At 72.3% G+C, this 19145-nt stretch carries 21 protein-coding genes; 10 read left to right on the top strand and 11 right to left on the bottom strand.

Annotation, left to right across the window (positions count from 1 at the left end):
* The first annotated feature begins 85 nt into the window (after positions 1 to 85).
* Entirely contained in the window at positions 86 to 1153 is a 1068-nt protein-coding gene (locus O7631_RS10745; RefSeq protein ID WP_278144112.1) for a hypothetical protein, read from the top strand.
* A 9-nt stretch (positions 1154 to 1162) separates the two neighbouring features.
* On the opposite strand, the gene O7631_RS10740 is transcribed toward O7631_RS10745, so the two are convergent.
* Both O7631_RS10740 and O7631_RS10735 read right to left on the bottom strand, forming a co-directional pair.
* Entirely contained in the window at positions 1163 to 1444 is a 282-nt protein-coding gene (locus tag O7631_RS10740; RefSeq protein ID WP_269680914.1) for an adhesin, read from the bottom strand.
* A 194-nt stretch (positions 1445 to 1638) separates the two neighbouring features.
* On the bottom strand, positions 1639 to 2772 hold the full coding sequence (locus O7631_RS10735; protein WP_278144111.1) for an NAD(P)-binding domain-containing protein: 1134 nt from the start codon (positions 2770 to 2772) through the stop codon (positions 1639 to 1641).
* A 44-nt stretch (positions 2773 to 2816) separates the two neighbouring features.
* On the opposite strand from O7631_RS10735, the gene O7631_RS10730 reads away from it, so the two are divergent.
* Positions 2817 to 3533 carry an aquaporin gene (locus O7631_RS10730; protein ID WP_278144110.1) on the top strand — a complete coding sequence of 239 codons (717 nt, stop codon included), beginning with the start codon at positions 2817 to 2819 and terminating at the stop codon, positions 3531 to 3533.
* A gap of 66 nt (positions 3534 to 3599) precedes the next feature.
* Complete coding sequence (gene dacB / locus O7631_RS10725) at positions 3600 to 5183, top strand: D-alanyl-D-alanine carboxypeptidase/D-alanyl-D-alanine-endopeptidase (RefSeq protein WP_278144109.1); 1584 nt, start codon at positions 3600 to 3602, stop codon at positions 5181 to 5183.
* Positions 5184 to 5231: 48 nt separating this feature from the next.
* On the opposite strand, the gene O7631_RS10720 is transcribed toward dacB, so the two are convergent.
* The 3 genes from O7631_RS10720 to O7631_RS10710 all read right to left on the bottom strand — a co-directional run bounded on the left by O7631_RS10720 (position 5232) and on the right by O7631_RS10710 (position 7418).
* Complete coding sequence (locus O7631_RS10720; protein ID WP_278144108.1) at positions 5232 to 5558, bottom strand: hypothetical protein; 327 nt, start codon at positions 5556 to 5558, stop codon at positions 5232 to 5234.
* A gap of 113 nt (positions 5559 to 5671) precedes the next feature.
* Entirely contained in the window at positions 5672 to 6625 is a 954-nt protein-coding gene (locus tag O7631_RS10715) for a hypothetical protein (RefSeq protein ID WP_278144107.1), read from the bottom strand.
* A gap of 199 nt (positions 6626 to 6824) precedes the next feature.
* A complete protein-coding gene (locus O7631_RS10710) occupies positions 6825 to 7418 on the bottom strand; it encodes a pentapeptide repeat-containing protein (RefSeq protein WP_278144106.1) in 594 nt (197 codons plus the stop codon).
* Positions 7419 to 7503: 85 nt separating this feature from the next.
* Between O7631_RS10710 and O7631_RS10705 the strand changes: the two genes are divergently transcribed.
* Together O7631_RS10705 and O7631_RS10700 are read left to right on the top strand one after the other, a co-directional pair.
* Positions 7504 to 8736, top strand: coding sequence for a serine hydrolase domain-containing protein (locus O7631_RS10705; RefSeq protein ID WP_278144105.1), 1233 nt, complete (start codon positions 7504 to 7506; stop codon positions 8734 to 8736).
* Positions 8737 to 8830: 94 nt separating this feature from the next.
* Positions 8831 to 9472 (top strand): NAD(P)H-binding protein, encoded by a 642-nt coding sequence (locus tag O7631_RS10700; protein ID WP_278144104.1) that lies wholly within the window; start codon positions 8831 to 8833, stop codon positions 9470 to 9472.
* Between the two features lie 386 nt (positions 9473 to 9858).
* Here the strand turns inward: O7631_RS10700 and O7631_RS10695 are convergent, their stop codons facing one another.
* Positions 9859 to 10323, bottom strand: a complete 465-nt coding sequence (locus tag O7631_RS10695; RefSeq protein ID WP_269680922.1) for a PPOX class F420-dependent oxidoreductase — start codon at positions 10321 to 10323, stop codon at positions 9859 to 9861.
* 41 nt (positions 10324 to 10364) lie between these two features.
* Positions 10365 to 11003: a hypothetical protein gene (locus O7631_RS10690; protein WP_238645255.1), complete on the bottom strand. Its 639-nt coding sequence runs from the start codon at positions 11001 to 11003 to the stop codon at positions 10365 to 10367.
* 304 nt (positions 11004 to 11307) lie between these two features.
* On the opposite strand from O7631_RS10690, the gene O7631_RS10685 reads away from it, so the two are divergent.
* Positions 11308 to 12096, top strand: a complete 789-nt coding sequence (locus tag O7631_RS10685; protein ID WP_278144103.1) for a D-Ala-D-Ala carboxypeptidase family metallohydrolase — start codon at positions 11308 to 11310, stop codon at positions 12094 to 12096.
* 100 nt (positions 12097 to 12196) lie between these two features.
* On the opposite strand, the gene O7631_RS10680 is transcribed toward O7631_RS10685, so the two are convergent.
* The 3 genes from O7631_RS10680 to O7631_RS10670 form a co-directional block, all read right to left on the bottom strand.
* Positions 12197 to 12736 (bottom strand): hypothetical protein, encoded by a 540-nt coding sequence (locus O7631_RS10680; protein WP_278144102.1) that lies wholly within the window; start codon positions 12734 to 12736, stop codon positions 12197 to 12199.
* Positions 12737 to 12920: 184 nt separating this feature from the next.
* Positions 12921 to 13730, bottom strand: coding sequence for a response regulator transcription factor (locus O7631_RS10675; RefSeq protein ID WP_278147905.1), 810 nt, complete (start codon positions 13728 to 13730; stop codon positions 12921 to 12923).
* On the bottom strand, positions 13709 to 14959 hold the full coding sequence (locus tag O7631_RS10670; protein ID WP_278144101.1) for a histidine kinase: 1251 nt from the start codon (positions 14957 to 14959) through the stop codon (positions 13709 to 13711). The genes O7631_RS10675 and O7631_RS10670 overlap by 22 nt, the downstream gene beginning before the upstream one ends.
* A gap of 132 nt (positions 14960 to 15091) precedes the next feature.
* Here O7631_RS10670 and O7631_RS10665 point away from each other — a divergent pair, with 132 nt between their 5' ends.
* Genes O7631_RS10665 through O7631_RS10650 form a run of 4 tightly spaced genes read left to right on the top strand, consistent with a single transcriptional unit; the run spans position 15092 to position 18124 of the window.
* Positions 15092 to 15988 carry an ATP-binding cassette domain-containing protein gene (locus O7631_RS10665; protein WP_278144100.1) on the top strand — a complete coding sequence of 299 codons (897 nt, stop codon included), beginning with the start codon at positions 15092 to 15094 and terminating at the stop codon, positions 15986 to 15988.
* Entirely contained in the window at positions 15985 to 16776 is a 792-nt protein-coding gene (locus tag O7631_RS10660; protein ID WP_278144099.1) for an ABC transporter permease, read from the top strand. Before O7631_RS10665 ends, O7631_RS10660 begins: the two co-directional genes overlap by 4 nt.
* Positions 16777 to 16778: 2 nt before the next feature.
* The gene (locus tag O7631_RS10655) at positions 16779 to 17528 is read left to right on the top strand and encodes a hypothetical protein (RefSeq protein ID WP_278144098.1); all 750 of its coding nucleotides are present in this window, start codon (positions 16779 to 16781) and stop codon (positions 17526 to 17528) included.
* Positions 17529 to 17560: 32 nt separating this feature from the next.
* On the top strand, positions 17561 to 18124 hold the full coding sequence (locus O7631_RS10650; protein WP_278144097.1) for a heme-binding protein: 564 nt from the start codon (positions 17561 to 17563) through the stop codon (positions 18122 to 18124).
* 6 nt (positions 18125 to 18130) lie between these two features.
* On the opposite strand, the gene O7631_RS10645 is transcribed toward O7631_RS10650, so the two are convergent.
* Positions 18131 to 19120 (bottom strand): hypothetical protein, encoded by a 990-nt coding sequence (locus tag O7631_RS10645; RefSeq protein WP_278144096.1) that lies wholly within the window; start codon positions 19118 to 19120, stop codon positions 18131 to 18133.
* Between the last annotated feature and the right edge of the window lie 25 nt (positions 19121 to 19145).

Here is a 19145-nt window from a genome sequence, read left to right as displayed (position 1 = left end):
AGCGTAGTCGCCGAGACGACAGTCGAGCAGCCGAATTCCGACTCCACGAGCTGTGACATATGCGCATGCCTGGCTAGATTGAAGTATGGTGCCCGCCCCCGGGAGCCGGGCGGCGGAACCGGTGTACCGCCCCATCCTCGCCTGTCGGCGCGGTGAGCTGGATGCCCTCAGCCACCTCGACGACACGGCCACCGCACTTGTCGCCCCGGTCCTGGAGATCGGCACCGTCGACAGGAGCACAGTGGACGTTCTGCGCCGGCTACCAGCCGGGCTCCTGCCGGCCGTGGACGTCAGCGCCCTCCCCGACAGCCGCGCAGCGGAGCTGAGCCGCTGGGGCGTACCCCTGGTGCCGGTCATCGGTCTCACGGAGAGCGACCACCGGCTGGTCGCGCACGGCGCGGCGGCACGGGCGTGCGGCCGGCGGGCGCTGATCCGCCTGCGGACCGGCCAGGACCGGGCCGGGCCGGACGGCAGCACCGCCGCCGCCGAACGGGTCTGGCGGTCCACCGACCTCGTTCCGGAGGAGTGCGACCTGCTGGTGGACGCGGGGGACGTGTGCTGCCCGGCGGATGTGCGGGCGGCCGAACCGCGGGTGCGCCGCCTGCTCGACTGGGCGCGCCGGCACGCCTGGCGCTCGGTGACCGTGGCAGCGGGTGGGATGCCCCCGACGTTGTCCCGGCTGCCCACCGACGAGCCGATCCGGTTGGACCGCTGGGACTGGCAGCTCTGGCAACGGCTGGCCGACACCGGTGTCGACTACGGCGACTACGGCGTCCACCCGGCCGTGCCCGGCAGCGGTGATCCTGGTGACCGGCTGCCGACGGTGCGGTACACCGACGACGGCAGCTGGTGGATCTACCGCTGGGCGCGGCGAGGTGGCCGGGGCGACGAGCGGTTCGCCGACCTGTGCCGCACGCTGGTGTCGGCGCCGCACTGGCCGAGCACCGGCGCGGCGTTCTCCTGGGGTGACCACGAGCTGCTCCGCCGGGCCCGCCGGGGCGCCGGCGCCGGTTCGGCCGCCAACTGGGCGGCCTGGAGCACCTCACACCACCTGGCGTACGTGCTCGCCACGCTGTTGCGCCCGGACGGCGACACCGCGCCGAGGTGGAATCCCCGGCCCGGTCCGCCACAGCGCGGACGCCCGCTGCGGTGAGACGGGTGGTTACTGCTTCTCGGTGAAGCCGAACTGGATGACGCCCTCGTCGTCGACTGTGGCGTCCACCGAGGCGTCACCGAGCAGTTCGGCGGCGTCCTCGTCGAGGAAGATGCGGGCGCCCTGGTTGTCGACCACCCGATCGCCCTGCGCCGGCTCGGGCACCAGCTCCACCGAGAGCGAGCCGGCCTCGGTGTCGGCGGCGATACGCACTCCGCCGCCCTCGGCGACGTCCTGCTGGTTGGCGAGGTCACGGATGACGAGCACGGCGTTGTCGGTCATGGTGAGCATGAGTGGAACTCCTCGTGGAATCTCGGCTCCCGGTCGAAACCCTCGCAGACCGGCTGATCGGTCCGCGGACGAGCGCATCTGGGAGGCGAACAGAAGGGGCGAACGGTCATGGCCGTCGCATCGAATCGGGGCAGCTGAGGGCCCCGCCACCTCCACCGTGCCCGCTGACCGCCGATCCGTCAAATAGAGCCAGGTCAGTCGAGAGCGGGGGCCGGGGCCAGCCGGGCGCGAATCTCGTTGACCGCCGCGCGACCGGCCCGGTTGGCGCCGATCGTGCTGGCCGAGGGGCCGTAACCGACCAGGTGAATCCGCTCGTCGGCGACCACCCGGGTGCCGGCCATCGTGATACCGCCGCCCGGCGCGCGCAGCCCCAGCGGGGCGAGGTGGTCGATGGCGGCGCGGAAACCGGTGCACCAGAGGATCACGTCCGCCGGTACGAACCGTCCGTCCGCCCAGGCCACACCATCGGGTGTGATCCGGTCGAACACGGGTAACCGGTCCAGGACGCCCCGCTCCCGCAGCCGGCGTACCTCCGGCGTGACCGGCAGCCCCGTCACGCCCACCACGCTGCCCGGTGGGCGGCCGTCCCGAACCGCCTCGTCCACCCGGGCCACCGCGGCGCGGCCCAGCTCCGGGCCGAACTCCTCGTCGCGGAACTCCGGCGGTCGACGGGTCACCCAGGTGGTGGCCGCCGCGACCGTGGAGACCTCCCCGAGCAACTGCACGGCGGAGGTGCCCCCACCGACGACCACCACCCGCAGGCCGGCGAACTCGGCCGGTCCCCGGTAGTCGGCGGTGTGCAGGTGCCGGCCCCGGAACGAGGCCCGGCCCGGGTAGTGCGGCCAGAACGGCCTGGTCCAGGTGCCGGTCGCGTTGATCAGAGCCCGGGCGATCCACCGGTCCTGGTCGGTGTGCACGTCAAGCCGCCCGTCCGGCCGGGAGCGCACCGCACGGACCCGCACCGGACGCCGTACCGGCAGGTCGAATGTCCTCTCGTACGCGGCGAAGTAGGCGCGTACCTGCTCGGCCGCCGGACGGTGGGGCTGCACGGGCGGGAGGGGCAGCCCGGGCAGGTCGTGGAAGCCGTGCACCCGGTCGAAGACGAGCGTCGGCCAGCGGTGCTGCCAGGCCCCGCCCGGCCCGTCGTCGCCGTCGAGGATGACGAAGCCGTCGCCGGGCGGGAAGCCGGTCCGGCGCAGGTGGTAGCCGGCACTCAGGCCGGCCTGACCGGCGCCGATCACCACGACGTCCGCTGAGTGGGTGTCCACCTGGTGTGCAACGCCGTGGTCGGCACCGGTGTGCCCGCGTTCGGCCGTCGCCCCGATCACAGATTTTCGGCAATGACCTCCTGACCTGCGCCTACGCTGAGTGGATGAGCGACTTCCGTCGGTATGCGGCCGAGTTCCTCGGCACTCTGCTGCTCGTCTTCTTCGGGGTGGGCAGCGCCGTCGCCGCACGTGTTCAGGGCGGCGTGGTGGTGGTCGCGTTGTCCTTCGGGTTCGTGATGCTCGCTCTCGTCTACACGATCGGCCCGCTGTCCGGCAGTCACGTCAACCCGGCGGTGACACTCGGTGTGCTGCTCTCCGGCAAGATCTCGGTGCTCGGCGCGGTGGCGTACTGGATCGCCCAGTTCGTGGGCGCGACGGTGGCCGCCTTCGTGCTCTGGGCGCTGACCCGCTGGGGCGACGTCGCGGACCAGACCGGGGCACTGGGCACGAACGGTTACGGTGCCCACATCAACCGGGGCGGCGCGGCCGTGCTGGAGGTCGTGCTGACCTTCCTGTTCGTCCTCGTCGTCCTGGTGGTGACCAGTCGGAGCGAGAACCCGGGTACCGCCGGGGTGGCCATCGGGTTGGCCCTCGCCGCGACCCAGCTGGTCGGTCTGACACTGACCGGCGCGGCGGTCAACCCGGCCCGCGCGTTCGGGCCGGCGGTCTTCGAGGGCGGCGTGGCCCTGCGGCAGCTCTGGGTGTTCATCGTCTTCCCGCTGCTCGGTGGGGCGCTCGCCGCCCTGGTCGCACCGTTGGTCATGGGGGCGCAGCGGCACTACTGGGGTGGACACGAGAAGTCGGTGGGACGACCGACGTAGTCCAATTGGCAGTAACTTTCGCGTGGTGCTCTTCTCCGGCGATTATCTTCGTGGCAGCATCAGCGCATGCATCGCCGTCATTTCGTCCGGGCCCTCGCGCTGCTCACCCTGGCCGTCACCGCGACCACCACCGGCGCGTCGGGCGCCACAGCCGAGTCGCCCACCCCCGCGACGACCCGACTGCACGACACCATCGACACGGTCCTCGCCGACGCCCGCCTCGGCGGGGCGCAGGCCTCGGTGGTCGTGGTCGACACCAGCACGGGGCAGACGCTCTACGACCGCAACGGCGACCGCCGGCTCATCCCGGCCTCCAACACGAAGCTGATGACCTCGACCGCGGCCCTCGGGCTGCTCGGGTCGGGCCACCGCTTCACCACCGACGTGCACACCAGCGGCAAACGCCGCGCCGGCCTGCTCACCGGCAACCTCTACCTGCGCGGTGGCGGTGACCCGACGATGCTCGCCGCCGACTACGACGCGCTCGCCGCCCAGGTCGCCGCCGACGGGGTACGGGTGGTCACCGGCAACCTGGTCGCCGACGACACCCGCTACGACCACACCCGCCTCGGCCCCGACTGGACCTGGGACGACGAGCCCTACTACTACGCCGCGCAGGTCTCCGCGCTGACCGTCGCCCCGGACACCGACTACGACGCCGGGACGGTCATCGTGCAGGCCGCACCCGCCCGCCGGGCCGGTGCCCCACCGGTGGTCAGCACCACCCCACCCACCGGATACGTCCGCGTCGACAACCGCGCCGTGACGGTCGCCGAGGGCGAGACCTCGATCTCGATCGAGCGCGAACACGGCGGCAACACAGTGGTGGTGACCGGCCAGATCGCCGTCGGTGACGAGCCCGCCAGCGACTGGGTGACAGTCTGGGAACCCACCGGCTACGCGGCCGACGTGTTCCGGGCGGCGTTGCACAGGCACGGCGTCCGGGTGATCGGTCGCACCGTGCTGGGCCAGGCCACCCCGGAGACGGCCCACCCGGTGGCCCGGCACGACTCGATGAGTCTCGGCGAGCTGATGACACCGTTCCTCAAGCTCTCCAACAACGGGCACGCCGAGGTGTTGACCAAGGAGATCGGCCGGGTGCTGAGCGGTTCGGGCACCTGGACCGCCGGCATGACCGCGATCAGCGAGTACGTCGCCGACACCGGAATGGACACCGGACGACTACGCCAACGCGACGGATCCGGGCTGTCCCGGCGCAACCTGGTCCCGGCGGCGGAGTTCGTGGACCTGCTCAACGCCGTCCGCGCCGAACCGTGGTTCGAGACCTGGTACGCGGCCCTGCCGATCGCCGGGCAACCCGAACGATTCGTCGGCGGCACTCTCCGGAGCCGGATGGCCGGCACCCCCGCGGCCGGCAACGTGCACGCGAAGACCGGCAGCCTGACCGGCGTCTCCGGACTCTCCGGTTACGTCACCAGCGCCGACGGCCGACTGCTGGCGTTCGCCATCCTGCTGAACAACTACCTCACGGCGTCGGTCAAACCGTTGGAGGACCAGATCGCCGTGGCACTGGCCGGTTTTCGCGCGGACGGTGCGAGCACCGCCCGGATGGCACCGCCGGCGGTGCCGGAGACTCCCCGGACCCCGGAGGGCGTCGAATGCTCCTGGGTCAAACCGATCACCTGTTGAGTGGGGGGCCGGGAGGCGCGGGCTGTTGCCTCCCGGCCGGACGCGCGCTCAGGCCGGACGCTTCGGTGGGGGGACCACCGCCGTCGGGTCGCCGCGCTCGATGAGGGCGGCGATCTCGGCAGCCCGCAGCCCGCGCAGTGCCAGCACCCGGGTGCCCCAACGGTGCAGGCGACACGGGTGCGGGCTGGCATCGTTGCGGCAGACCACTCCCCCGGACCACCGCCGGGGGGCGTGCACCACCACCGCCCGTACCGCGAACTGGGTGTCCTCGCCCGTCACGTACGGCGGCAGGGGGATGTCGCGGAGCACCTCCCCGGACGCTTCGGCGGCACCGGACGAAGCGGCGCGACGGACGCGGTGGGCGGTACTACTCATCTCCGCTGCCTCCACACTGGATGGTCGGTTGGGGACAGCAGAAAGCTACGACCTCCTCGACCGTCGGCGACGGACAAACTGTCCCGCTGTGTGGCCGCGCAGCGGTTGGTCGGTCAGCGGACCGCCACCGCCTGGAGGCCGACGTTGCCGCAGTGCGGGGTGAAGACCTTCTCGACCTTCCAGCTCAGCAGCAGTCGGGCGCCCTTCGGCACCGTGAACTTGATGGTGAACTGAGCGCTCTGACTCGTGTACGGGTCTTCCAGCACCACGCTGCTGGTGGGCCCGCCGGTGGACAGTCGAGCCTCCAGGCGCCCCCGGGCCATCCAGATGCCGCCGTAGAGCAGGACCGTGCGCGACTCACCGCTTCCGGCGACGGCGAGGGAGAACCCGTTGCCGGTGCCGCAGGTGTAGACGCCTTCTGAGCTGTCCCGCGCGGACCGCTGCGACGAGCCGTCGGACCACCGGACGTGCTCCTGGTTGCCGTCCCAGGCGACCCGCGTGCCGGTGCCGCCCTCGTCGGCGATCTCCCCGGAACCCGCCCGCTTGCGGACCGTCGAGTTGCCCCCGCGCTGCCCCCAGTGCATCCAGTCCCGGGCACCGACGGCGGTCAGGTTGACCTCGGCGGGCATCTCCCCCCGGGTCACCGACAGCTCCGCCGACTGCGGTGACGCCGGCGGCGGGGCCGACGCGGTCGTCGACGGTGTCGGATCGGGCGAGGGCGGGCGCTGGCGCGGACGCAGGCCGGGCTCCGCCGGCCCCGCGTCACCGGTGCGCCCGTCGGTGGCCGGAAAGCCGGGAGAACGGGCGACGACCCCGGTCACGGCGCCCGAACCACCCGCCTGGTCGCCGTCGGGCGCCGGCTCCGACCGGAAGCTCAGGTACGAGATCAACGCCGCCAGGCAGGCGAGTACGGCGACCCCCTCCACCGCCCAACGCCGACGCCGCCGGGCACGGGCGACCCGGCGCAGCGCGGCGCGGGTCTGCCCGGAGGTGACGGCACCCGAGCGGTGCTTCGCCGATGCGTCCTCGGCACCCGAATCAGTCCGCGTGCGGTCTTCGTCCGCCACCGACCCCTCCAACTCCACCACCCGGCCGCCGCCGACCGCAGCGGATCACACCGTCCACTGTGGGCCGTTTCGCGTTCGTACCGGTGTGGACGACACGCTAGATCCGGACTGCCGGACGTGTCCAGCCCCGCAACCGGACGACGCGCGACGTCGCGCCCACGCGGGCGGGCACTTCGGCAGGCCACGAACGCCGCTCGGGTCAGCCGATCCGAAAACCGAGCAACTGCGCGATAACCACTGCCTGTCCGACGTCGACGATCGCGCCGGCCCGCTCGACGACCGTCGGATCGAGCGCGCTGAGGTCACTGCCCCGCAGGTCGGCGCCACCGAGCCGTACGTTGAGCAGTTGAGCGCCGGACAGGTCGACGCCGGTGACGGTGGCGCCGGTCAGGTTGGCCCGGGTCAGGTCCACCTCACGCATGCGCACCCCGGTCAGCCGGACGCCCCGCAGGTCGGCGCCGGGCAGGGTGACGAAGGACCAGTCACCGCCGTCGACGGTCAACGGGCGCAGGTCGCAGTCGACGAAGGTGCTGCCGACCATCTTGCAGCCGGTGAATTCGGCCTCGAAGAAGTTGCACCGGCGGAAGACGCACCGGGTGAAGGCCGAGTCGACATGCCGGGACGCGTTGAACCGGACGTTGCCGAACGTGCACCCGGTGAAGACCGCTCCCCGACTCACCGCCTCGGTCAGGTCCACGTCGAAGAACTCGCAACTGACGAAGTGCCGGTCGGTCAACTCCTCGCCGTACCAGTCCTCGTTGCGGAAGGTCACGTCCTCGGTCAGCTCCGGCATCCGCCCAGGTTAGTGCGCAGCGGTGACAGCCGAGCCGAGGCGACCCCCTTCCGGCGCCGGCATACCGGCGAGTAGGTTCGGCGACGTGAGTGTGGCGCGGAGCAAGGACCCGGATCAGATCGGCTTCGACCCGGCGCGGTTGGCGCGGATCGACGAGCACTTCGGCCGGTACGTGGACGACGGCCGCCTGGCCGGCTGGCAGGTGGTGGTCACCCGCCGTGGCGAGGTGGCGCACTCCTCGACCTACGGACTGCGGGACCGGGAGTCGGGGGCGCCGGTCGAGGCGGACACGCTCTGGCGGATCTACTCGATGACCAAGCCGGTCACCTCGGTCGCGGCGATGATGCTCTGGGAGGAGGGCCGGTTCGAGCTGACCGACGAGATCAGCCGCTGGCTGCCGGAGTTCGCCGACCTACGGGTCTACTCCAAGGGGTCCGTACTCAAGCCGTACACGGTGCCGGCGACCGAGCCGATCCGCGTCTGGCACCTGCTCACCCACACGGCCGGCCTGACGTACGGCTTCATGCAGACCTCTGTGGTCGACGGCCTGTACCGGGCCGCCGGCTACGACCTGTACCCACCGGCGGACGTCGACCTGGCCGGCGCCTGCGCGGTCTTCGGGCAGCTGCCGCTGCTGTTCCAGCCCGGCTCCGCCTGGGGCTACTCGGTCGCCACCGACGTGCTCGGCCGGCTCGTCGAGGTGATCTCCGGGCAGAGCCTGGACACGTTCTTCGCCGACCGGATCTTCGGCCCGCTGGGCATGACCGACACGCGTTGGTGGGTGGACGGCGACGAGGCCGACAGGTTGGCCGCCCTCTACGTACCGGAGCCGCGCAGCGGGAAGGCCGTCCGTTACGACAGCCTCGGCGCACTGGCGTTCCGCAAGCCCGCCCTGCTGTCCGGTGGCGGCGGTCTGATCTCCAGCGCGGCCGACTACCACCACTTCACCCAGATGCTGCTGCGCGGTGGCGAACTGGACGGCGTCCGGCTTCTCGGGCCCCGCACGGTGCGGTTCATGACCCGCAATCACCTGCCCGGGGGTCAGGACCTGGGCACCCTGTCCGCCGGCGGCTTCGCCGAGACGACACTGGACGGGATCGGCTTCGGTCTCGGCTTCGCGGTCGTCGACGACCCGGTCCCCAGCCGGGTGCCGAGCAGCGTCGGCGAGTACTACTGGGGCGGGGTGGCCAGCACCGCGTTCTGGGTGGACCCGGCCGAGGAGATCACCGCGCTGCTGTTCACCCAGCTGATGCCGTCGAGCACCTATCCGCTGCGCTCCCAGCTGCGCCAGCTGGTCTACGCGGCGCTGACCGACTGAGGTGGGGTCCGCCGGCTGCGGCCGCTTTTCCGAACGCCCCGACCGGGTTCGTCATAACGGCATCTCCGGAGCGAGCCGGCCCTAGCCTGGGCTGGTGAGCACCATCGTCGTGTTTGGCGCGGGCGGCACCGCCGGATCGCGGGTCGTCGCCGAGGCGGCCGACCGGGAGCACCGGGTGATCGCCGCGGTCCGTCGGCCGGAGGCGGCCTCCTACCTGCCGGACGGGGTGCGGACGGTCACCGGCGACGCGACCAGCGAGCGCAGTGTGCGGGAGTTGGCACCGGACGCGGACGCGCTGGTGGTGGCCATCGGCGGCGGTGAGCGCGGGCTCTGGCGTACGGCCGCCGAGACCCTGGTGACCACCCTGCGGTCCATGCCGGCCGCGCCCCGGATCATCCATCTGGGTGGCGGGTCCACCCTGCTCACCCCGCGCGGCACCCGCTTCCTCGACGAGCCGGACTTCCCCGAGCAGTACCGGGACTCGGCGCTGGGCCAGGCCGACGCGCTGGACTACTACCGCAGCTCGGCCGACGGGGTGCGCTGGACCTACGTCTCGCCGCCGCCGTTGGAGTTCCATCCCGGCGAGCGCACCGGGCACTACCGCACGGGCACCGACGAGCCGGTCACCGACGACCAGGGCCGGTCGGTGCTCACCTACGAGGATCTGGCGGTCGCGATCGTCGACGAGATCGAGCAGCCCCGGTACCTCAACACCCGCTTCACCGCGGCCTACTGACCGGCGGGGCGGTCGGCGGTCGGCGGTCGGCGGTCGGCGGTCGGCGGTCGGCGGTCGGCGGTCGGCGGTCGGCGGTCGGCGGTCGGCGGTCGGGCAGACTTACCCCTCAGTCCCCTGTCGAGCTGCTCCAAATATGGGGCAGACGCGGCGAGGCCGGAGAGCACATTTCGCGGGCAACAGCACGGCACCCGTGCTCCGGCACTCGCCGCATCCGCGTCCGCATCCGGGCGGATGGCACCGTCGCCCGCCCCACATCCGGGCGGATGACACCGTCGTCGCGCGCCCCACATCCGGGCGGATGACACCCTCGTCGCCCGCCCCACATCCGGGGCAGCTCGACAGCGCACCTGCCTGGCGAGGGCGGGCGGGCTGAGCGGGGTGCGCGGTCAGTCGGCGAGGCGGGCCGGGAAGCCTCCGGTGGCGATCGGGCCCCACGCGTCGATGGTGACCCGGATCAGCGACTTGCCCTGACGCACCATCGCCGCCCGGTAGTCGTCCCAGTCCGGGTGCTCGCCGGAGATGCTGCGGAAGTAGTCGACCAGCGGCTCCAGCGCCTCGGGCAGGTCGAGCACCTCGGCGGTGCCGTCGATCTGCACCCAGGGGCCGTTCCAGTCGTCGCTGAGCACGCATGCCGACACCCGGGGGTCTCGGCGGATGTTGGTCACCTTGGCCCGCTCGGGGTAGGTCGAGACGACCAGCCGGCCCTGCCCGTCGATGCCGGCGGAGACCGGGGAGGACTGCGGTCGCCCGTCGGCCCGGGTGGTCATCAGTACGACGCGGTGCCGCGTCCGGAGGAAGTCGAGCAGGTCGTCCCGGTCGACCCGGGTGTTCCGTGCGATGCTGCGCGCCATGCGTCGTTCCTACCAGGCGCGCGTACGGGGGCGGCGGCGGGTCAGCGCGGTCGGGCCGTGGAGCGGTGCACCGCCTGGGTGGGCACCCGGGGGCGGCCGGACGGTCGCCAGGCTCGCCCGTTGGCGTAGATCACCCGGAACCCGAGGTACGACGCGAGGGGTGCCCAGTGGGCCGAGCCCATCCGCAGCTCGGCGGCGTTGTGTCGCTGGCCGTTGGCGAGTACGTCGAGGAGGACGGTTTCGAAGGCCGCCGATTCGACCCAGTCGACTTCTCGGGTGAAACCGCAGATCAGAGCGGCTCCGGTGACCTCCAGGAACTCGCGCAGCACGGCGTCGGAGGCCCGCAGGACCGAGCAGCTGCCGAAATAGAGTCGTCGCCCCTCGGCACGCCCGGCCATCAGGTCGGCCACCTCGTTCAACTCCACCGACTGCCAGTCGGTGAGGCAGAGTCGGCTCGGCTCGCCGTGCATGGCGAAGAAGCCCACCCGGTGGTCGGCGTACTGCTTGAGCAGCCAGCGGTCCAGGAAGTAGAACAGCTCGTCGCGGGTGGCCGCGTCTTTGTGGATGAAGCGGATCTTGCCCAGCCGCTCCAGCAGCTCCAGGGTGGGCAGCACGGAGCCCCGCTCGTTGAGGTCGCGGTGCCATTGACCCTCGACACAGAAGACGCCACCGCGTGCCACGTGCACCTCCGCCAGTCCGCAGCCCGGGGCTGACGTTACCGGCCGCCACCGGCGAGGGAACATCACCCTCGGTGTGGCTGATTGCGACGTTCGGTGTGGTTGACCGGAACAGGGCCGAGCGGCATTAATTGGCTGTTTCGCAAATCAGTCGAATTCCCAGTCAATACCCAGGAGCGACGAGTTGTGAGGACGATTCTCGTTAATCGCCTCCAACCGCCCCGATCAGTGTCAGGGTGGAAATCGCGGGACTTCTTGGTCGATGTCCCGTGGCCACCCCAATCGCTCTCCTATCGGGAGGACTTCTGTGCGCGTAAACACCTTGAAGCGTGCTGCCATCGCATTCGCCCTGGCACTGCCCGGGGCAGCGATCGCCGCGGTGGTCGCCGCGCCGGCGGCACATGCGGACGGCTGCTACACGTGGAATCGCACCCTGACCCAGGGACGTTCCGGCGACGACGTCCGCCAGTTGCAGATCCGGGTCGCCGGGTGGGCCGGCAACCGGGACATCGTGGAGAACGACGGCCGCTACGGACCCAAGACCGCCGCCGCGGTCAAACGGTTCCAGCAGGCGTACGGGTTGCGCGCCGACGGCATCGCCGGCCCGCAGACCTACGCCAAGCTGTACCAACTCCAGGACAACGACTGCACACCCGCGCACTTCAGCTACAGCGAGCTGGACAACGGCTGCGGTGGCAGCGGGTGGAGCGGCGGCCCGCTGTCGGCGGCGCAGACCAAGCAGAACGCGTTGCGCACCATGTGGAAGCTGGAGGCGCTGCGCAAGAACCTCGGCGACAAGCCGCTCTACGTGTCCAGTGGTTTCCGCAGTCGGGCCTGCAACAACCAGGTCGGCGGCGCGTCGGACAGCCAACACCTCTACGGCAACGCGGCCGACGTCACGTCACGGACGTCGTCCCTGTGCCAGGTCGCCCGTGCCGCCCGTAACAACGGGTTCAGCGGAATCTACGGGCCGGGCTACCCCGACCACGACGACCACGTGCACGTCGACTCCCGTCGGGAGAACAACAACGACAGCAGCTCGAACACGACGAGCTGGTCGGCGCCGGACTGCGGCATCGGAGCGGCGAACGACTGAGCCACCTGTCGGAGCGACGTCGGCCCGACGCGGAGAGGAAAACTCCGCGTCGGGCCGACGTCGTGTCGGCCCCGGGTCTGCGGGCGGAGGGGTAGCGCGCTCAGCTCGCCCGGGGCCAGCGCGGCGCGGTGACGGGGGCAGTCACCGGCCGGCCGGCAGCGGTGGGTCGTACACCCGGTGGCACGGCCCGTGCGGCCTGCTGCCGCGCCGGCAACCCGCCGGTACGCCCGGCCGGGGCCGGATATCCGGTGGTCGCCGGCCGGCCACCGGCGGTACGCGCGGCCGGAGCCGGATATCCGGTGGTCGCCGGCCGCCCACCGGCGGTACGCGCGGAAGACGGCCCGGTCGCCGTGAACGGGAAGGGTACGTGCACGAACGGGTTGCCGTGCCGGATCAACGCCTCGATCTGTCGTTCGTTGAGCCCGTGTGCCTCCAACACGCGCCGCCCCCAACGATGCAGGCGGCACGGGTAGGAGGCGCCGTCGTTGCGGCACAGCGGCCCCGTGGGCCACTCCTCGGCGGTGTGCACGACCACCGCCCGGACCGCGAGCCGAACATCCTCCGGGGTCAGTGGTGCCGGCATTGGCACCTCACCCAGTACCTGGTCGATGGGATCCGTCGACTGCTCACCAACTCGCACGGCAGGCCTCCCGCAGCTCGGCAGCGGTACGGCGGACTCACCGCACCGACATCCTCGGCCATGGGTACGGGAGACGTCGGACGAAAGTTCAATTCCGGTACCGAATCGGATTCCTTGATGTCGGGGCATCTCGACGGCGGGACACCGCGACTTCTACGAAGCCGAGTCGATCAACCGGCCTGCGTCAGACGAGGCCGGCGTCGTGGACCAGCAGTGCCACCTGGACCCGGTTGTTGAGGTCCAGGCGGGTCAACAGCCGGGAGACGTACGCCTTGACCGTCGCCACACTCATGAACAACTCCCCGGCGATCTCCGCGTTGGTGTGCCCCCGCCCCAACGCGACAGCCACCTGCCGTTCCCGCTCGCTGAGACCGGCGAGCAACCGCACCGCCCGCTCCCGACGCGGGTCGGGTCCGACCGTACCGGGGACGGCCCCGGTCACGTGGGCGATCAGCGTCCGGGTGACAGTCGGGGAGAGCGTCGCCTCACCGGCCGCGACCCGACGTACGGCGTGCACGATCTCCGCCGGCGGGGTGTCCTTGAGCAGGAAGCCGGCCGCCCCCGCCCGCAGCGCCCGCAGCACCTGCTCGTCGGCGTCGAACGTGGTGAGCACCAGCACCTCCGGCGGGTGCGGCTGGGCGCGCAGCGCCTCGGTGGCGGTCAGCCCGTCCACCCGGGGCATCCGGATGTCCATCAGCACCACGTCCGGGGCGTACGCGGCGACGGCCGCGGGCACCTCACCACCATCGGCCGCCTCGCCGACCACTGTCAGGTCCGGCAGGCCGCCGAGGATCATCGACAGCCCGGCCCGGACCAGCGCGTCGTCGTCCACGATCAGCACGCGCACCGACGGCACGACCGACTCCGGCCCCGCCGCACCGGAAGCGCCGACCTCCTCGGAAGGCCGGTCCGCGTCGACCGGGCCAGCCGCACCGGAAGACCCGGTCACGCCCGAAGAGCCGGCCGGGCCGGTCACGCCGGCCACGGCAGCCAGGCCGCCAGCCGGAAGTCACCGGTGTCGTCCCGGCCGTAGGCGAGCCGGCCACCGGCCAGGGTGACCCGTTCACTGATGCCGACCAGGCCGGTGCCCGCACCCGGCAGGGTGCCGCCGGCCGGTGTGCCGACCGGCCACCGGTTGGCGATCGCCACGGTCAGGCCGTCGCCCGGTCCGCCGGCCACGTCCACGGTCACCGCCGCGCCGGCCGCGTGCTTGCGGGCGTTGGTCAACCCCTCCTGCACGATCCGGTACGCGGCCCGGCCCAGCGCCGCCGGCACCTTCTCCGCCTCGGCGACGCTGTCGCTGACGTTGACCCGTACCCCTGCCGACCGCGACTCGGCGACCAGGGCCGGCAGGTCGGCGAGAGTCGGCTGGGGCGGCTCCGGGGCGTCGTCGCCACCGTCCTCGGCCCGGAGCACCCCGATGACCTCGCGCAGGTCCTGAAGGGCGGCGTGGGCGCTGCCCCTGATCACCCCGGCGGCGCGGGCGACCTCGTCGGCCGGCGCGTCCGGGCGGAACTCCAGCGCACCGGCGTGCAGGCTGAGCAGCGAGATCCGGTGGGCCAGCACGTCGTGCATCTCCCGGGCGATCCGGGTGCGTTCGAGGTGGCGGGCCTGGGCGACCCGGAGTTGCTGCTCCGCCTCGGCCCGTTCGGCCCGCTCGCGCAGCGACACGATCAACTGCCGGCGGGCCCGGACGAACATCCCCCAGGCCAGCACGGCCAGGGTGATCACCACGCCCCAGGTCACGGTGAGCCAGTACGACATCGCGGGATCTGGACGGGTCCAACTGAAGACCAGGTTGGTGAGGAACCCGACACCGGTGACCGCGATCGCGACGGCGGTCCGCCGGTGCACCACGACGGTGAAGTAGATGATCAACAGCGGGATGGCGGCGGCCATCGAGAACAGGTTCAGCGGCAGGGTGGCCACTGCCAGCCCGAGGGGCCACCGCCGACGCACCCAGAGCAGCCCGCAGCAGACCAGCCCGAGCACCGTGTCGACGCCGACCATCCAGTCGTGCGGCAGCGGGATCGCCGCCTCCGGGTTGGGCGACAGGGCGTCGAAGGTGGCGAACAGCACCCAGAGCAGCCCGAGCAGGAACGCGAGGCTGTCCACCACCCAGTCCCGGGTGGTGCGGCGCGGCCGGGAACGCACGCGCTCGGCCGGCACCACCAGCTCCCCCGGCAACAGCCAGGGGTGCTCCGGAACGGCCATGCTGGTCACCCGCCCATGCTAGGCAGCATCGGGGGCCGACAACCAGCTACCAAAGTCGAGACCCGCCGGTCGACCAAGGTCGACGCGGCACCGACCGGTGGCCGCAGCGGATGGCCGGGCGGCCCCGGCACGCTCGGCGACATGATCGTCGTAGAGAACCTCACCAAGCGATACGGGCCACACCCGGCCGTGGACGACGTGTCGTTCCGGTGCGAGCCGGGCACCGTCACCGGCTTCCTCGGCCCCAACGGCGCCGGCAAGTCGACCACCATGCGGATGATCTGCGGGCTCACCGCGCCGACGGCCGGCCGCGCCACCGTCTCCGGGCACCCGTACCGGGAGCTGCCCAACCCGGGGCGGGAGGTCGGGGTGCTGCTGGACGCCTCCGCCCAGCATGCCGGGCGGACCGGCCGCGAGGCGTTGACCCTGTCCGCGTACACCATGGGTCTGGGCAAGCGCGAGGTCGCCGCGAAGCTCGACCTGGTCGGGTTGAACGCGGTGGCGGCGAAGCGGCGGGTACGGGCGTACTCGTTGGGCATGCGGCAGCGGCTCGGCCTGGCGCAGGCGATGCTCGGTGACCCCCGGGTGTTGATCCTCGACGAGCCGGCCAACGGCCTGGACCCGGAGGGCATCTTCTGGATGCGCGGACTGCTGCGCGACTTCGCCGACCGGGGCGGCACCGTGCTGCTCTCCTCCCACCTGCTGCGCGAGGTGGAGGCGGTCGCGGACCGGCTGGTGGTGATCGGGGGTGGCCGGATCGTGGCCCAGGGCGACAAGAACGAGCTGCTGGCCGGTGGCGGGACTGTGGTCCGGGCCCGCGACGACGCGGCGCTGCGCCGGGCGCTGGACGCCGCCAACCTGACCGCGGCCGACAGCTCCGACGGCCTGCTCGTGCAGGCCGACGCCGAGGCGGTCGGTCAGGCCGCCGCCGACGCCGGCGTCGCGCTCGCCGAGCTGCGCCCCGCCGGCGGCGGTGGTCTCGAACAGCTCTTCCTCACCCTGACCGCCGGCGAATCCACCAAGGAGGCCGTCCGATGACCACCACCACCGCGCCCGCCAGCACCGTCGTGCCCCAGCACCACGCCCCGGTACGCCGACCGTCGCTGCTCCGGCTCACCGGTGTGGAGCTGCGCAAACTCGTCGACACCCGGGCCGGCCGTTGGCTGCTGATCACCATCGGCCTGGTCGTCGTCGCGATCGTCACCCTCCTGTTGATCTACGCCGAGGACTCCGAACAGACCTTCTTCACCTTCTTCGTCACCTCGCTGCTGCCCGTCAACGTGCTCCTACCGGTGCTGGGCATCCTGTCGATCACCAGTGAGTGGTCCCAGCGCACCGCCCTCACCACGTACGCGCTGGTGCCCCGGCGGGAGCGGGTGGTGGCCGCGAAGCTGATCGCCGTGGTGCTGGCCGCGCTCGCCTCGGTGCTGGTCACAGTTGCCGTCGCCGGCGTCGGGACGCTCGTGGCGTCGGCCACCGGCGGCGCGGGCACCTGGCAGGTCGACGCGACGCTGATCGTGAACGGGGCGATCGTCCAGGTCGCCGGTGTGCTGATGGGTGCCGCCTTCGGCCTGCTGCTGCTCAACCCGCCGTTGGCCATCGTCGGCTACCTGCTGCTGCCGACCCTCTGGTCGGTGCTCGGCGAACTGGTCCGACCCCTGCGCGGCCCGGCCGAATGGCTGGACACCAGCCGGACCATGGAGCCCCTGTTCACCAGCCACGTCACCGGCGGGCAGTGGGGTCGGCTGGCGGTGTCGCTGCTCGTCTGGATGGTCCTTCCGCTGGCCGCCGGCCTGTTCCGGACGCTGCGCCGCGAGGTGTCCTGACCATGGACGTCGCCGGCAACCGTCCCCGCACCGTGGTCAGTGGTGGCCCGCTGGAGCTGGCGGTCCTGTGGGGTGGCTTCCCGCTCCTCGGCGCGGGCGTCGGCTGGCTCCTCGCGGCGGCGACCGGTTGGCTCACCCGGCTGCCCTGGGTGCCGTTCAGCGACCTCATCGAGTGGCTGGACCGGCTGCCCGAGCCGCAGGCCACCGCCGGCACCATCACCGTGGGTGTCGTGGCCGGCCTGGTCGTGGCCGGGATCGGCACCGCCGAACGGCTGATCGTCACCGTCGACCCGGCGCAGGTCCGGCTACGCCGCTCCGACCAGGACCGGACCGTCGCCCGGGTCGACACCCGGGTGGTCTTCCTCGCCGACAAGCACCTGGTGCTGCTCGACGGCGACGGCGCGGAACTGGTCCGGGAACCGACCGACCATTCGGCCAGGCAGCTGGCAGCGGCGTTCCGGGCGCACGGCTGGGGTTGGGCGGACGACGACCCGCACCGGTCGGCGTACCGGCTGTGGGTGCCCGACCTGCCCGGGCTGCCGGCCGGCGCGGACGCGCTGCTGCGTGCCCGGGAGCGGGCGGTCGAGCGGGACCGCCGCGACGACGCCCGCGAGCTGCGCAGGGAGTTGGGCCTGCTCGGGGTGGTGCTGCGCGACGAGGGCAAGCGGCAGTACTGGCGGCTGACCGGGCGGGCGGTGACCGTACGACCGGAGCAGTCGACTTCGGCCGAGCGGGAGCCGAACGGACGGTAGCGTCTGTTCCAGCAGACCCTGGGAGCCGCGCGATGACCGAACAGCAGCCGTACCGGGTAGTGTCCCGCCACCCCGGGTTCGAGCTGCGTCGGTACCCGGCCCACCTGGTGGCCGAGATGCAGGTCCAGGCCCCGTTCACCCGGGCTCTGATCGAGGCGTTCCGACCGCTGGCCGGCTACCTCGGCGGCGCCAATCGGGCTCGACAGCCGGTTGGCGCGGCCGAGCCGACGACGTCAGCGGCCGGCGGGTCGGAGAAGATCGCCATGACCGTTCCGGTGGTTCAGATCGAGGGCGAGCGGCCGGGCGCGTACCTGATCCAGTTCGTTCTGCCGGCGGCCCTCACCGCGGCGACCGCGCCCGAGCCGGTGGACGCCCGGGTGCGCGTCCGCGAGGTCCGGGCACAACTGGCGGCGGCGATGCGTTTCTCCGGGCGGTGGACGGAGCAGACGTTCAGCCAGCGGGCCACCATGCTCGGCCGGTCGGTGACGGCGGCGGGGCTGCAACCCACCGGTGCCGTCCGGTACGCACGCTTCGACCTGCCGTGGAAGCCGTGGTTCCTGCGCCGCAACGAGGTCGTGCTGCCGGTCGCCGAGTAGGCGGCGCTACTTCGCTGCGCCGGGGCGGTGGCCGAGCGCGGGAGGCCACGCCAGCAGGAGCGCCATCCCGAGCCCGGCCAGCAGCCCGGCCAGCGAGATCAGCACGTCGGAGTCGGCGGAGTTGATCGGGCTGTTGCCGGCCAGCTCGGTGAACGTCGCCCCGATCGGCAGGAGCATCATGGCGACGGCGGTGACCAGCAACAGGGCGAACGGGCCCGCCAGTGCCGCGAGCACGGCCAGTGTGTGGTGCCGCCAGACCGGACGGCCACCCGGCCAGTCCCAGGCGAGCACTGTCACACCGGTGAGCAGCACCGTCCACAGGGCGAGCTCCGGCAGGAGCCGCGAGCCCGGCGGGACGGCACGGACCAGCCCGACGCCGACCAGGCACACCACGGTGAGACCCGCCGCCAGCCCGACGCGGGCCCGGGAACGCTCGGGGGCCGCCGCCAGCGCGGCACCCACCGCCAGAACGACGAGCAGCGCCGCGGTGGCCAGGCCGCCCTGATTCAGCTCCGGCTCCCGGTCGGTAGGTGACTCGATACCGGCGGCCACCGCCACCAGCACCCCGGCCACGCAGGCGGCGCCGGTCAGCGCCCTCCGGTCGGCGGCGGAAGGCGTGCCGCGGTCCAGCCACAGCAGAACCGCCGCGAACACTCCGAGCACGGCGCAGCCGCCGACGGCGAGCAGCACTGTCGCCTCCACGCCGACCGGGTCGGCCCGGTCGACAGCCACGTCGGCGGCGATCCAGAGACCACCGAGCACCACCGCCGGGCCGCTCCAGCGCACCTGCCCCCGGCCCGCCACCACCAGCCCGAGTGTCACAGCGACGACGGCCATGAACCGGAGGTCCCGTGCCCAGTAGGTGTTGTTGCCCGGTAGGTGCTCCGACCACGGGCCGAGCGGCTCGGTCAGCGGTTGCCACACTGTCGCGCCGATCGCCCAGAGCACAACAGCGGCGGTGGAGATGAGCAGCCCGACCGGGCGCGCGGATCGCATCCGTGGACGGTAGCGGTCCGAGCGC

It is taken from the genome of Micromonospora sp. WMMD967, assembly GCF_029626165.1.
GTDB classification, from domain to species: Bacteria; Actinomycetota; Actinomycetes; order Mycobacteriales; family Micromonosporaceae; genus Micromonospora; species Micromonospora taraxaci.
This window is presented reverse-complemented; position numbering and strand designations above follow the sequence as displayed.

Excerpts from the sequence above, each read along its gene's own strand:
- O7631_RS10745 (WP_278144112.1), top strand. The coding sequence starts at position 86 with ATGGTGCCCGCCCCCGGGAGCCGGGCGGCGGAACCGGTGTACCGCCCC.
- O7631_RS10650 (WP_278144097.1), top strand. The coding sequence starts at position 17,561 with ATGACCGAACAGCAGCCGTACCGGGTAGTGTCCCGCCACCCCGGGTTC.
- O7631_RS10720 (WP_278144108.1), bottom strand. The coding sequence starts at position 5,558 with ATGAGTAGTACCGCCCACCGCGTCCGTCGCGCCGCTTCGTCCGGTGCC.
- O7631_RS10730 (WP_278144110.1), top strand. The coding sequence starts at position 2,817 with ATGAGCGACTTCCGTCGGTATGCGGCCGAGTTCCTCGGCACTCTGCTG.
- O7631_RS10645 (WP_278144096.1), bottom strand. The coding sequence starts at position 19,120 with ATGCGATCCGCGCGCCCGGTCGGGCTGCTCATCTCCACCGCCGCTGTT.
- O7631_RS10660 (WP_278144099.1), top strand. The coding sequence starts at position 15,985 with ATGACCACCACCACCGCGCCCGCCAGCACCGTCGTGCCCCAGCACCAC.
- O7631_RS10740 (WP_269680914.1), bottom strand. The coding sequence starts at position 1,444 with ATGCTCACCATGACCGACAACGCCGTGCTCGTCATCCGTGACCTCGCC.
- O7631_RS10655 (WP_278144098.1), top strand. The coding sequence starts at position 16,779 with ATGGACGTCGCCGGCAACCGTCCCCGCACCGTGGTCAGTGGTGGCCCG.
- dacB (WP_278144109.1), top strand. The coding sequence starts at position 3,600 with ATGCATCGCCGTCATTTCGTCCGGGCCCTCGCGCTGCTCACCCTGGCC.
- O7631_RS10665 (WP_278144100.1), top strand. The coding sequence starts at position 15,092 with ATGATCGTCGTAGAGAACCTCACCAAGCGATACGGGCCACACCCGGCC.
- O7631_RS10710 (WP_278144106.1), bottom strand. The coding sequence starts at position 7,418 with ATGCCGGAGCTGACCGAGGACGTGACCTTCCGCAACGAGGACTGGTAC.
- O7631_RS10695 (WP_269680922.1), bottom strand. The coding sequence starts at position 10,323 with ATGGCGCGCAGCATCGCACGGAACACCCGGGTCGACCGGGACGACCTG.